General features: G+C 47.5%; 13 protein-coding genes. 5 read left to right on the top strand and 8 right to left on the bottom strand.

Annotated elements, in window-relative coordinates; translation table 11 throughout:
* Positions 1 to 169: 169 nt before the first annotated feature.
* The 7 genes from ITG12_RS24465 to ITG12_RS24435 all read right to left on the bottom strand — a co-directional run bounded on the left by ITG12_RS24465 (position 170) and on the right by ITG12_RS24435 (position 7,241).
* The gene (locus tag ITG12_RS24465) at positions 170 to 694 is read right to left on the bottom strand and encodes a YgjV family protein (protein WP_038879884.1); all 525 of its coding nucleotides are present in this window, start codon (positions 692 to 694) and stop codon (positions 170 to 172) included.
* 128 nt (positions 695 to 822) lie between these two features.
* A complete protein-coding gene (locus ITG12_RS24460) occupies positions 823 to 1,452 on the bottom strand; it encodes a bifunctional 4-hydroxy-2-oxoglutarate aldolase/2-dehydro-3-deoxy-phosphogluconate aldolase (protein ID WP_038879881.1) in 630 nt (209 codons plus the stop codon).
* 9 nt (positions 1,453 to 1,461) lie between these two features.
* Positions 1,462 to 2,439 (bottom strand): sugar kinase, encoded by a 978-nt coding sequence (locus ITG12_RS24455; protein ID WP_038879878.1) that lies wholly within the window; start codon positions 2,437 to 2,439, stop codon positions 1,462 to 1,464.
* Between the two features lie 3 nt (positions 2,440 to 2,442).
* Positions 2,443 to 3,855 (bottom strand): glucuronate isomerase, encoded by a 1,413-nt coding sequence (gene uxaC / locus ITG12_RS24450; RefSeq protein WP_038879876.1) that lies wholly within the window; start codon positions 3,853 to 3,855, stop codon positions 2,443 to 2,445.
* A gap of 12 nt (positions 3,856 to 3,867) precedes the next feature.
* The gene (locus ITG12_RS24445; protein ID WP_248874358.1) at positions 3,868 to 5,331 is read right to left on the bottom strand and encodes a fructuronate reductase; all 1,464 of its coding nucleotides are present in this window, start codon (positions 5,329 to 5,331) and stop codon (positions 3,868 to 3,870) included.
* 81 nt (positions 5,332 to 5,412) lie between these two features.
* On the bottom strand, positions 5,413 to 6,714 hold the full coding sequence (locus ITG12_RS24440; RefSeq protein ID WP_009706640.1) for a TRAP transporter large permease: 1,302 nt from the start codon (positions 6,712 to 6,714) through the stop codon (positions 5,413 to 5,415).
* Between the two features lie 11 nt (positions 6,715 to 6,725).
* Positions 6,726 to 7,241 carry a TRAP transporter small permease gene (locus ITG12_RS24435; RefSeq protein WP_038871502.1) on the bottom strand — a complete coding sequence of 172 codons (516 nt, stop codon included), beginning with the start codon at positions 7,239 to 7,241 and terminating at the stop codon, positions 6,726 to 6,728.
* A gap of 321 nt (positions 7,242 to 7,562) precedes the next feature.
* On the opposite strand from ITG12_RS24435, the gene ITG12_RS24430 reads away from it, so the two are divergent.
* The 3 genes from ITG12_RS24430 to uxuA all read left to right on the top strand — a co-directional run bounded on the left by ITG12_RS24430 (position 7,563) and on the right by uxuA (position 10,762).
* Positions 7,563 to 8,546: a TRAP transporter substrate-binding protein gene (locus tag ITG12_RS24430; RefSeq protein WP_038879870.1), complete on the top strand. Its 984-nt coding sequence runs from the start codon at positions 7,563 to 7,565 to the stop codon at positions 8,544 to 8,546.
* A 107-nt stretch (positions 8,547 to 8,653) separates the two neighbouring features.
* A complete protein-coding gene (locus ITG12_RS24425) occupies positions 8,654 to 9,445 on the top strand; it encodes an FCD domain-containing protein (RefSeq protein WP_038871498.1) in 792 nt (263 codons plus the stop codon).
* 129 nt (positions 9,446 to 9,574) lie between these two features.
* Entirely contained in the window at positions 9,575 to 10,762 is a 1,188-nt protein-coding gene (gene uxuA / locus ITG12_RS24420) for a mannonate dehydratase (protein ID WP_038879867.1), read from the top strand.
* Between the two features lie 61 nt (positions 10,763 to 10,823).
* Here uxuA and ITG12_RS24415 read toward each other — a convergent pair whose 3' ends face one another.
* Positions 10,824 to 11,714: a LysR family transcriptional regulator gene (locus tag ITG12_RS24415; RefSeq protein ID WP_038879864.1), complete on the bottom strand. Its 891-nt coding sequence runs from the start codon at positions 11,712 to 11,714 to the stop codon at positions 10,824 to 10,826.
* A 149-nt stretch (positions 11,715 to 11,863) separates the two neighbouring features.
* Between ITG12_RS24415 and ITG12_RS24410 the strand changes: the two genes are divergently transcribed.
* Together ITG12_RS24410 and ITG12_RS24405 are read left to right on the top strand one after the other, a co-directional pair.
* Positions 11,864 to 12,400 (top strand): nuclear transport factor 2 family protein, encoded by a 537-nt coding sequence (locus ITG12_RS24410; RefSeq protein WP_038879861.1) that lies wholly within the window; start codon positions 11,864 to 11,866, stop codon positions 12,398 to 12,400.
* Between the two features lie 109 nt (positions 12,401 to 12,509).
* On the top strand, positions 12,510 to 13,052 hold the full coding sequence (locus tag ITG12_RS24405; protein ID WP_038879858.1) for a peroxiredoxin-like family protein: 543 nt from the start codon (positions 12,510 to 12,512) through the stop codon (positions 13,050 to 13,052).
* The last annotated feature ends 134 nt before the right edge of the window (positions 13,053 to 13,186 follow it).

Here is a 13,186-nt window from a genome sequence, read left to right as displayed (position 1 = left end):
TTGACCAAATTAAATGTGAGCTTGATTTTGTAGTCTGTTTGTTTTTATTTAAGATCTTTAAAATCAATACTTTACTTTTATGTTATGTCGCTTCCAAATTCTATGTAACGCTATGGCTGTTATTGTTTACTCCAAAATTATTACCAGGTGAGAAAAAGCGCTAAATACATTAATCCTGATTTAAAGTTTGTGTCTGGTTATTATTTTTATTCGATTGATACAAGCGATATATGGTCAGTAAGTTGGTGATGATAAAAGTACTCTCGACTAATGAACCACCGATAGAACCAAGCCAAATATTGTGGCTGACCCAGCAGAAGGAATTAAACAAAATTAAGCTGCGTAGAGTGATGCCTTGTTTGGAAAAGAGTGCCCAAGTGGCGACGGATGATCCGATTACAGTGAGTAACTCAAAAAAGTGAGTGATGTTTGGAAGGGTCATCAGCCACATAAGAGCAATGAAGAACCACATTACTTTACGTGATTGAGTTTTGATTGAGGCGAAACTGCGAATGCCATTAATGATCACACCAATGGCGGCGACGGTTGCGCCCATCAGGGTAAAGTGAATACCCATGATGAAACAAAACGTCATCATCTGATAGCGAAAGCGCATGTCATCTTTCTGCCAGAATGCCATCACGCCAACCATAAATGCGATGCCACCAATGCCTTGTGCTAACCAGTTTTCCATTTGTTTCCCTAGAGTGTTGTTCTTTGAGCCATGCTTTGAACGAATCAGCCCTCCACAAAGGGAGGGCTGGGCACTTTATCTAAATCGCTAAGGGGTTACCCAAGAGCCTTGAGATGACTTACCAATCATTACGCATTCACAAGTGCTACTGCTTCGCGAGTTAGGCGTGCAAGCTCTTCCCAGTTGCCCGCTTCGATCAGTTTCTTGTCTACCATCCACGTACCACCACATGCCAATACGCGCGGGATAGCTAAGTAATCTTTGATGTTCGCAGGGTTAATGCCACCAGTAGGCATCAGTTCAATGTCGGTGTATGGCGCGAGCAGTGATTTCACCATGTTGATGCCGCCAGAGGCTTCGGCAGGGAAGAACTTCAAGGTGGTCAATCCCATTTCTAGCGCGGCTTCAACTGTGCTTGGGTTGTTCACACCCGGTACGATATCAATCCCGATTTCTTGGCACGCTTTAACGGTATTTGGGTTAAAGCCAGGCGATACGATAAAGGTTGCGCCTGCTTCTTTTGCTGCAATTGCTTGCTCGCGGTTCAGTACCGTACCTGCGCCAATCAGCATGTCTGGCTGGGTTTCACGCAATAGGCGAATCGCTTCTGCAGCCGCTGCTGAACGGAAAGTGATTTCAGCTGCTGGTAGTCCGTTTTCTGCCAGTACTTTACCCAATGGGATAATGTCTTCTGCTTTATCAATGGCGATAACTGGGATGACTTTCAGAGCTTTTAATTGTTGTTTAATGCTAGACATGAGTGTTCCTTAAACGACGCCAAGCGCCGGTTGTGTGAATGCTTTGGGAATGATGGCACCGCGATGTTGAATCACAGCACCTGCCAGTGCGTTGCCTCTTTGACATGAAGTCGCGAGATCTGTGCCAGTAAGGTATGCCGATAAAAAGCCACCATTGAATGAGTCGCCCGCCGATGTGGTGTCCACCACTTGAGCGACAGGTTGGGTTGGCACGGCTTGTGGAGCCAGAGCCGCGCTCGAACCCTGATTTGTAGAGTCTTGAACTAAGCAGCCATCTGCGCCGAGCTTGACGATGCATTTGCCTACGCCAAGAGAGGTAAGGCGTTTAATGGTTTGCTCTGGTGTATCGTCACCCCAGATCAATTGCTCATCATCAAAAGTCACTAAGGCAACGTCCGTCAGTTGATACATGGCTTGGTAAACGTTTTTGACGGTTTGATTATCGTCTTGAGGCCATAGTGCTGGACGGAAGTTACTATCAAACGCGATTTCAACGCCTTGAGCTTTTAGTTCGACCAATAAGTTGAGCAGTGAAATTCGGTCTTCTTCTGGCAAGATGGCCAAAGAGATACCGCTGAGAAACACCGCATTCACTTGAGTTAATGCTTGCTTAACCAGTCCAAAATTTGGATGTTGAAGTAAGTAACGCGCAGCTGATTGGTTACGCCAATATAGGAACGTACGCTCGCCTTGGTCATCAAGCTGAATCAAGTACAAACCCGGCGTGCGAGTCTCATCGCGCAGCACTAAGTCTGTTGATACGCCTTCGTCTTCCCAGCGAGTCAGCATTCCCGTACTGATTGGGTCATTGCCAAGCGCTGTAACGTAAGAGATTTTAACTTCATCAGGTTTGCTATTGGCTTCGCAGCCGCGGCTCAAATAAACCGCAGCATTGAGCGTATCCCCACCAAATGTTTGATGCATTGAGCCGAACGGTTTGCCATTCAGCTCAATCATACATTCACCAATAATGGCGATGTGTTTCATTGGTTACGCCCTCTCTTCAAAGTAGCGTTTTGCGTTACCAAAACAGATGTCTTCGACCATAGGGCCAAGCAACGATAGGTCATTTGGAACTTCGCCGTTCTCTGCCCAACGACCAATCATGTCACACAAGATGCGGCGGAAGTACTCGTGGCGAGTGTAAGACAAGAAGCTGCGCGAATCCGTTAGCATGCCGACGAATTGGCTGAGCAAACCAAGCTGAGAAAGCTGTTCCATTTGGCGTTGCATGCCGTCTTTCTGGTCGTTGAACCACCAACCCGAGCCAAACTGCACTTTGCCCGCGATGCCGCCACCTTGGAAGTTACCAATCATAGTCGCCATCATTTCGTTATCACGAGGGTTCAAACAGTAAAGAATGGTGCGAGGCAGCTCGTTGGTTTGGTCCATTTCATCCAATAGATGTGCCAGTTCAAAAGCAAATGGGCGATCGCCAATCGAGTCAAAGCCAGCGTCGGCACCTAACAGTTGGAACATGCGTGTGCTGTTGTTGCGTTGTGCGCCAATATGAAGCTGCATGACCCAGCCCAATTGCGCGTAGCGTTTGCCGAGCCAAACTTGAACTGCGGTAGAGAACTGCGCACATTCAAGCTCTGACAATACTTCGCCATTCAAACGACGGGTCAGCAACGCATCTAAATCAGCCTCGCTTGGGATCGGTGCGTAACGGACGATCTCAATGCCGTGGTCTGCCGCACGACAGCCATGTGCATCGAAGTGTGCCAAACGTTTATCAAGCGCACTCAATAAATCATCAAAGCGGCGAATTTCAATGTCTGCTACTTCGCCCAGTTTGTGCATGTAATCCGCAAACACGTCCAATTCAATCTTGAACGCTTTATCCGGACGCCAACTCGGCAGCACTTTAACGTTAAAGGTGTCGTCTTCTGCGATCGCTTTGTGGTGTTCTAGTGAATCAATAGGATCATCGGTCGTGCCCGCCATTACGACGTTCATTTGCTGCATGATGCCGCGAGCTGTGAACTCAGGTGTCGCAAGCAGCTCATTACATTGATGCCAAATTTGGTCAGCGGTGTCTGGGCTAAACAGCGTATTGGTAATGTCGAATGGGCGACGCAGTTCTAGGTGTGTCCAGTGGTAAAGCGGGTTGCCCAAGGTTTGAGGAACCGTCTTCGCCCATGCCATGTATTTGTCGTAATCGCTCGCGTCACCGGTAATTAAACGCTCTTCAATGCCTGCCGAGCGCATGCCACGCCATTTGTAGTGATCGCCTTCAAGCCAGATTTGACCCAAGTTATCGAACTGACGATTTTGCGCTACTTCCGCTGGGTTGAGGTGGCAGTGGTAATCATAAATTGGCTGGTGGAACGCATGCTCATGGTACAAGCGACGTGCAGTTTCGTTTGAGAGTAAAAAGTCTTCACACAAGAAATTCTTCATCGTTAACTCCTATTACAACGCAGCGACAGTGGCACGAGCACCGTTATCGATTAGCGATTGGTAAGCACTGCTCACCGCATCAATCACTTGTGGGTTTTGACCAAGCTCTACTGGGAAGATAGCTTCAACAGCGAGCAATGCAGGCACAACAGAAACGTTCAAGCCGTGTTGGTCGCAAATCTGACGTAGTGTCTCTGCCATTGGATCGCGGACATCAATGTCGTTGCCTTGCTCATCCACGCCGGAGACATAGCGCATCCAGCCTGCAATCGCTGTTGCCAACCATGGGAAGTTAGAACCTTGAGCAAGATGGAATCGTAAGCTGCCACCCATGCGTTGTGGGATCTTCTGGCTGCCATCCATCGCGATTTGCCATGTTTTGTGTTTCAAGCTCGGGTTAGTGAAGCGCTCGATAAGCAGCTTGGCGTAGCCTTCTAAATCGGTGCCTTCTGGCATGGTCAGCGAAGGGGCTTGCGCTTGCATCATCATATCGAATGCCGCTTTGCGGTAGCCTTCATCTGTCATGGTGTCAGAGATGTGCGCGTAACCGCCAAGGTAACCTAGGTAGGCTAGGAACGAATGGCTACCATTTAGCATGCGCAGCTTCATTTCTTCGTAAGGCACAACGTCGGCAACAAATTCTGCGCCAGCCACGCTCCAATCTGGGCGACCAGCCACGAAGTTATCCTCGATAACCCATTGGCGGAATGGTTCACAAGCGATGCCACATGGATCTTCACAGCCAAGTAGCTCAGCGATTTCAGTCAGTGTCTCTTCGGTTGCTGCTGGCACAATGCGGTCAACCATGGTGCAAGGGAAGGTAACGTTGGTTTCAATCCAGTCACGCAATTCTGGGTCGAGCAGTTGAGCGAACTCAAGTACCGCTGCTTTTGCTACGTGACCGTTCTCTTGCACGTTATCGCAAGACATCACGGTAAATGGCGTCAGACCGCGTTCACGGCGCATCTTCAGCGCTTGCACGATGTAACCCAATGCTGATTTTGGCTCCGTTGGGTTGGCAAGGTCAGCAATGACTAGCGGATTGTTTTTATCAAGCGTGCCCGTCGCTGGGTCGGCGCAGTAGCCTTTCTCGGTAATCGTCATTGAAACGATCGCCACTTGTGGCTCTGTCATTTTTTCTAACACCGCTTGAATGCTGTCGAGGCTTGGGTGGAGTGATTCGGTCACTGATCCAATCACTTTTACCTCTGTCGATTCTGCGCCTTTTTCTGCCACTGTATAGAGGTGGTCTTGTGCGCGCAGCGATTGAATTAACTCTTCACCACCAAATAGGTTGATTTCGCAAATGCCCCAGTCCGAGCCCGTTTTGCTCAGCATCTCGTTGGTGAATAGAGCTTGGTGTGCGCGGTGGAAAGCACCGAAACCAAGGTGAACAATACGGCTTTTAAGCGTTGGGCGGTCGTAGTCCGGAAGCAGAACGTTTTCATTCAGAGTGGAATTCGAAATAGTCTTCATTGTTGTATCCCTTTTCCCGCAGGCGAACCTGCGGGATGGTGTATTTTAATAATTCGTAATCTAAAACTTATAACCCAGCGCTTAGTAGCCAAGAACAAGGTTAGGCAAAAACAGACTTAGCTGAGGAATAAAGGTCACGGCCATTAGTGCTGCAATCAGTGCAACGTAGAATGGAAGTAGAGGCTTAATTACTTTGTCGATGGCAACGTTCGCCACAGAACAACCGATGAACAACGCGCTACCTACTGGTGGGGTACAGATACCGATAGCCAAGTTGAAGGTCATCATGATGCCGAAGTGCACAGGGTCAATACCCATATCCAGTGCGATTGGCAGGAAGATAGGCGTAAAGATCAGTACCGCTGGTGTCATGTCCATGAAGATACCGACAATCAGCAGAATGACGTTGATGATCAGTAGAATCATCATTGGGTTGTCAGAGATAGCCAGTAGGGCATCTGCAATCATGTAAGGAATGTCGGCGTTCGCCATCGCCCAAGACATGCCCATCGATGCGCCAACCAGTAGCAATACGATAGAAGTGGTGACTGCAGACTCTAGGATGATCTTTGGAATGTCACGCCATTTCACTTCGCGGTAAATCAGCACCGCAAGTACAAAGGTATAAACCACCGCGATAGCTGAAGCCTCTGTTGCTGTAAAGATACCGCCAATGATGCCACCCATAATGATCACAATCAGTGCAAGAGATGGGGCGGCTTTCAAGAAGGTATTCCAAACCATTGCAAGAGAAGGGCGTGCTGCCACTGGGTAGCCACGACGTTTTGCAATGATACCCGCCACTACCATGATGCTTAGACCCATCAAGATGCCAGGAATGTAGCCTGCTAGGAACAATGCCGCGATAGATGTACCACCTGATACCAATGAGAACACGATTAAAGTGTTACTTGGTGGAATCAACAAACCAGAAGGACAAGAAGTGATGTTCACTGCTGCAGAGAAGTTCTCATCGTAGCCATCTTTCTTTTGCAGAGGAGACATGGTGCCGCCAACCGCTGCTGCAGACGCTACCGCAGAGCCAGAAATCGAACCAAACATCATGTTCGCCATTACGTTCACGTGTGCTAGTGAACCAGGAAGGCGGCCACCGAGTACTTTTGCGAAGTTGATAAGACGCAGTGCGATACCACCTTGGTTCATGATGTTACCCGCCAAGATAAAGAACGGGATTGCCAATAGAGCAAAGTTATCAAGGCCTGCCGCCATACGCTGCGCCACAACGGCGATCGCAGGCTCTAGCGGTAAGCTCATTAAAATAGTGGCTAGCGATGACAAACCGATAGCAAAAGAAACCGGTACGCCAATCGTCAATAAGACCGCGAAGCTACCGAACAGGGTGAGAATTAATTGCCATTCCATTGTGGAACCCTCTATTGATCAAGCTGGGTGTCGGTGAGTAGGGCTTCACCAGACGTCAATTGTTTTACACGGTCGAAAGCAAATACCGCAGAGTAAAAGATCATCAGTGCGCCACTGATTGGTAGGCAGAAGTAGATGTAGCCCATTTCCAAGCCTAGTGCTGGCGTTAACTGGCCAGTTGCCAGTGTTTTCAGTGCGAGTTGCGTACCGCCGTGAACCAACACCACGTAAGAGAACAGTGCGATGGCAATTTGGATGACGATTTCATTGATGAGTTTGCGCTTGCCTTGCAGCTTCATTGTTAGCAAGTCGATAGCAAGGTGACGTTTAAGGCCGGTGGTGTAGGCGGCGCCAATTAATGCTACCCACATAAAGAGATAGCGAGCAAGTTCGTCAGTAACGGTACTTGGTCTGCCAATCACATAGCGTGATAACACTTGCCAGACTACGCAAATGACGAGGAAGGTCGAGAGAGAGACCGTAAAGGCAGCCAGCCCCCTGTTTATGTATTTGACCAATTTATTCATTTTTATTTCCTTTAAGTAAATACGCGCATCTCATAACAATTGGTTTACCAATGTAAGGAACTGTTTCTGTGTAGGGCAGCAACATACGCTAATCTTTCTGAGTGGATTATAAGTTAGCCGATTTGGTTGTCCGTGAGCAGCTTCACAATTGGATTGGTTGACCAATTTAACGATTGCTATTGTGATTTTGGTCAATCAATTTGCATTTTTGTTTTGACGATAGGTTTTTTGATCGCCAATAATGGCTTCGAAACAAGAAATACCGATAAAAAATTAAAACTACCCTACATATTGGACAACCAATCCAAGGAGAATAGAACAATGATGACGCGTAAGACTCTTTTAAGCGCTGTAGTAGGTGCTGCAATGACCTTCGGCGCCACTGCTTCTGCTTATGCTGCGACCACTTTGAAGCTGAGTCACAACCACCCTCGTGACCATGCGGTACATAAAGCAATGGACTTTATGGCAAAAGAAGTTCGTGAAATGACAGATGGTGAAGTTCGTATCCGTATTTACCCTGATGCACAGCTAGGTACACAGCGTGAATCGATGGAGCTAATGCAAAACGGCGCTCTAGATATGGTGAAGAGCAACGCGGCAGAATTGGAAGCTTTCTCCCCGGCTTACGCGGCATTCAACCTGCCTTACTTGTTCCGCGATAAAGACCACTACTACAAAGTGACAGATGGTGAAGTGGGTCGTGAAATCCTGAATTCTTCAGCGGACAGCGGCTTTATTGGTGTGACTTATTACGATGCGGGTGCGCGTAGTTTCTACACCAACAAGCCAATCAACACGCCGGAAGATCTAAAAGGTCTAAAAGTGCGCGTACAGCCAAGCCCATCAGCGATTGCGATGGTGAAAGCATTGGGTGGCAACCCAACGCCGTTGGCATACGGTGAGCTATACACGGCATTACAACAAGGCGTGGTCGATGCTGCGGAAAACAACATCCCATCGTTTAGCTTGAGCCGTCACAGTGAAGTATCGAAATACTTCAGCTTGGATGAGCACACCATGGTGCCAGACATCTTGGTTATCTCTACTAAGACGTATGACAAGCTAACGCCAGAGCAGCAACAAGCACTGATGAAAGCAGCGGCAGACTCTTCGGAATACATGAAGAAGCTGTGGGCTGAGTCAGAAGCGAAAGAGCGCGCGAAAGCAGAGAAGATGGGCGTGACTTTTGTAGAGCCAAATAAAGCGGCATTTGTTGAAGCGGTTCAGCCAATGTACGCGGACCTAGAAAAGACAAATCCTGAATTAAATGAATTGGTTGAGAAAATCAAAGCCGTTCAATAATTCACAATTTAATTAGTACGAAACAATCGAAAACAAGGTGTTACCACATTCTGGTACATAGAGGTTGACCAATTGTTATTGGTCGTTATGATGGCGTGAGAAGTTAGATGGAATATAGTGATAATATCATCATGATGCCTTTTGAACCGAAAAGACCGTATCAAGAAACCGGTCTAGTCCTAAGACAAGAGTTAATCAACGGCCTTTACAAGGTTGGTGATAGGTTGCCGCCTGAGCGCGATATTGCAGAACGTCTCGACGTTAGCCGCACAGTTGTGCGTGAAGCGATCATCATGCTTGAGCTGGAAAACCTTGTCGAAGTGAAAAAAGGTTCTGGGGTGTATGTCATCAATATTCCATCTCAACCCAACTCCCGCGAGAATGTGATCAGCGATGATGCTGGTCCGTTCGAAATGCTCCAAGCTCGTCAGTTACTTGAAAGCAACATCGCTGAATTTGCCGCGATGCAAGTGACGCCAAGCGACATTGTGAAAATGCGTGCAGCCCTTGAACTGGAACGAGAAGAACTCGCCAGTGGCACCGCAGATTGCAACGGTGATGAGAAGTTTCACATGTGTATTGCAGAAGCAACCCAAAACTCTGTATTGGTGGACATGCTGAGACAATCTTGGGAGCGACGTGAGAGCAGCCCAATGTGGAATAAACTCCATTCCCACATTGCTGGTCAAGACTACCGTGAAGAGTGGTTAGACGATCACGCCAAAATCCTCGCCGCATTGCAGCGTAAAGATCCTATCGCTGCAAAAAATGCCATGTGGCAACACCTTGAAAACGTTAAACAGCGCCTGTTGGAGCTGTCTGACATCGATGACCCAGATTTTGATGGTTACTTATTCAGTTCCAACCCTGTTGTTCTGCAGGGTGCTGAAAATAGTTAACCACATTGCCGGCTTTGGTCGGCTCTAGTCAGCGCAGCTGCATTATCGTGGCTGCATATTAAGAAGTCGTTGTGCACTTAGCTTGAATAATTTGAGCGGGCTGAGTGCGTCTTAAAAAAGGTGAGTGTCATGGAACAAACTTGGCGTTGGTACGGTCCGAATGACCCAGTGTCGCTAGACGATATTCGTCAGGCTGGCGCAACAGGCATCGTAAATGCCTTGCACCACATTCCAAATGGGGAAGTGTGGTCGAAAGAAGAGATTTTAAAACGTAAAGCCATCATCGAAGAGAGAGGCTTAACGTGGTCGGTGGTTGAAAGTGTCCCTGTTCATGAAGAAATCAAAACTCAAACAGGTGATTACCAACAGTGGATCGACAACTACAAACAGACGCTGCGTAACCTTGCAGAATGTGGCGTAGATACAGTCTGCTACAACTTTATGCCAGTGCTAGATTGGACACGTACCGACCTAGAGTTTGAAATGCCAGATGGTTCTCGAGCACTTCGTTTTGACCAAATCGCATTTGCGGCATTTGAGCTGCACATTCTTAAACGCCCGGGCGCAGAAGCGGATTACACCGAAGCTGAACAAGCGCAGGCGCTTGAGTACTTCAACAACATGACGGCGGAGCAAATCCAACAACTGACAAGCAACATCATTGCTGGTTTGCCGGGTGCTGAAGAAGGTTACACGTTAGAAGAGTTCCAAGCACAGTTAGACCGTTACTCGGGCATCAGCAAAGATAAGCTGCGTGAGCATATGGCGCACTTCTTAGCGGAACTTATGCCAGTGTGTGAAGCGCATGGTTTGAAGTTGGCTGTACACCCAGACGATCCACCGCGTCCAATTCTTGGTTTGCCGCGTATTGTTTCAACCATCGAAGACATCGATTGGTTGACTGAAAAAGTACCGAGCAAAATGAACGGTTTAACCATGTGTACGGGTTCTTACGGTGTGCGTGGTGACAACGACCTAGTGAAGATGATTAAAAAGCATGGCGACCGCGTTTACTTCACTCACTTGCGTTCAACCAAGCGTGAAGAAAGCAACCCGATGACGTTCCACGAAGCAGCTCACCTAGATGGCGATGTGGATATGTACAACGTGGTGATGGCAATTTTGGACGAAGAACAACGCCGCGCAGAAGTGGGTGATCACCGTTTGATCCCAATGCGTCCTGACCATGGTCACCAAATGCTGGATGATTTGAAGAAGAAGACCAACCCAGGCTACTCAGCCATCGGTCGCTTGAAAGGCCTTGCGGAAGTGCGTGGTCTAGAAATGGCACTAAAACGCGCTTTCTACACCAAGTAACGATTTACAATGTAAAAGCACTTTTAAAAGCGCAGAGTTTTGGCTCTGCGCTTTTTTGTTGCTACTCAACGTTGGGAAGCTTTTCTTTCAGATAATCAATCAAGCAGCGAACCTTAAGAGGCGTATAACGGCTTTGTAAGTACACCGCATTGAAAGGTAAATTTTGCCCTATGTAGTCGCTCATCAATTGTGTAAGTCGCCCTTCTTTTAAGTGATGTTCAACCATCCAAATCGGAAGAATGACAATCCCTATTCCAGTTAATGCGACCTCTAGTAATACATCCCCATTGTCGCTTTGAAAATTACCATTTACCGCGACGGCATGTTTCTGATTTTGCTTGGTAAAGCTCCATACATTAATGTCTCTCATCCGCGAATAAACCAAACAATTGTGTTGTTTTAAGTCTTCAGGAGCTTTGGGTTCTCCGTGCTGTTGTAAATAACTCGGTGCCGCTAAAATGAGCATTGGGTTATCAAACAAATGGCGCGCAATCAGCGTTGAGTCTTCCAGTTGTTTAGCTCGAATTGCGACATCTATCCCATCACTGATCAAGTCGGTGTGCTGGTCACTGAGCTGCAAATCCACTTTGATATCAGGATAGCGTTGGAAAAACTCTGCCATGATAGGAGCAAGCAAAATGCGACCAAACGCCACTGGTGCTGAGATGCGAATCGTCCCTTGGGGAGAAGCCACCTCCGATCTTGCCTCAGCTTCGGCTTCATCCAGTTCACCTAAAATATCAACGCAAGTTTGATAATACTTCGCGCCTGCAGGCGTTAAAGCATGGTCGCGACTGCTTCGAGCGAGGAGCTTGACGCCGATTTTCTTTTCTAACGCTGCCACTTTTTTGCTGATCGTTGTTTGTGAGGTATTCATTTCACGACCCGTGGCAGAAAAGCTGCCCGTTTGTACCACTCGAACAAATGCGCGCATTGCACTTAGTTGGTCCATTAGTGCTCTCAATTATTCTAAATAGGCATAGGTGCTAGTCATTGTAGCTCAGTTTTAGTCGATATTGGTTGGTTCTAAGATACATCCCAAGCCGAAAAACAAATCGGTAAGAAAGATTAACCAAGATTGATTCGCCAATGGAGGCGCTTATGGACATGCAACAAAAACTGCAACTTCTACTTGATAAACAAGATATTACTGAAGTGATTTTCCGTCATGCTCGCTCTTTAGATCGTATGGACGCAGAGCTGATGAAGTCCACTTACTGGGAAGATGCTATTGAAGACCATCAAGACCCAATCTTCCCAGATTTGTTTTTCTATAACGACAATGCCCACGCTTTTGTGGAACCAGCAATGAAAGGGTTTGAAGCAATCAAAATTACACAGCACCGCATCAGCAACATTCTCATTGAAGTAGATGGTGATACAGCAACTGCAGAGAGCTATGTGTGGGCGTACCACGTGCATGAAGAAGATGGCGTGGACAAAGAAGGCATTTTAGGTGGTCGTCACCTGTACCGTTTTGAACGTCGTGATGGTGTTTGGAAAATGGTGCACCGCTTTACCGCTTTTGATTGGAATCAAAACCAAGATGCGAGCGCAGTGTGGTCCCCAAACTTTGAAGATAAGTACGTAGGTAAACGCAACAAATCTGACGAAAGTTACGAATACATTCAACGATAACTCAGGTCTGTTAGTTCGAGCGCGACATGTGAGGGCAGCAATGCTCTCCACTCCAACCTGTGTCGCGCTCGTTTTATCTTAAACAACGTGAAGTAAATAGGACTGAATAATGACAACCACAAAATTTACCGCAGGTGACTTGTTCCCCTCTATCACTCTGCCAACGCTAAGTGGCGAAACTATCGAGCTGGGTACACCTTCTGAGAATGTCGATTGGCGCTTAGTGGTGGTTTACCGCGGCAAACACTGCCCTTTGTGTACTCGTTACCTCAACGAACTAGAGACACTAAAAGCGCGATTCTTACAACTCGGGATGGACATCGTGGCAGTCTCCGCAGATAGCCAAGCACAGCTACAGCAGCATATGGAGCAACTTAGCGTCACGTTCCCAGTCGCTTATGACCTGACAGTAGAGCAGATGCAAACGCTAGGTCTGTACATCTCGGAGCCTCGCTCAGAAAAAGAGACAGACCATCTCTTTGCAGAGCCAGGTTTGTTTGTGGTGAACAGTAAAGGACAAGTTCAGTTAGTCGATATTTCCAACGGTCCATTCGCTCGACCTGACCTAGAAGTCTTGCTCTCAGGATTGGCGTTTATCCGTAACCCAGAAAATGATTACCCTATTCGTGGTACCTACCAAGCGGCAATCTAATCGCTGTTTTTGCTTCAGGCATTAAAAACCAACGACGTTTGCAGATTTCCTCTTCTAAAATGGGATGGTTCGTCTACTGGATTGTGGTAAAGTCCGCGCCTGCGATTTACTGCATCTATATTGTTGTACTGCCT

Origin of the sequence: Vibrio sp. ED002, from assembly GCF_023277445.1 — a bacterium.
Lineage (GTDB): Bacteria > Pseudomonadota > Gammaproteobacteria > Enterobacterales > Vibrionaceae > Vibrio > Vibrio jasicida.
The sequence above is the reverse complement of the archived record's forward strand: the minus strand, read 5'-3'. Positions and strand labels throughout refer to the sequence as shown.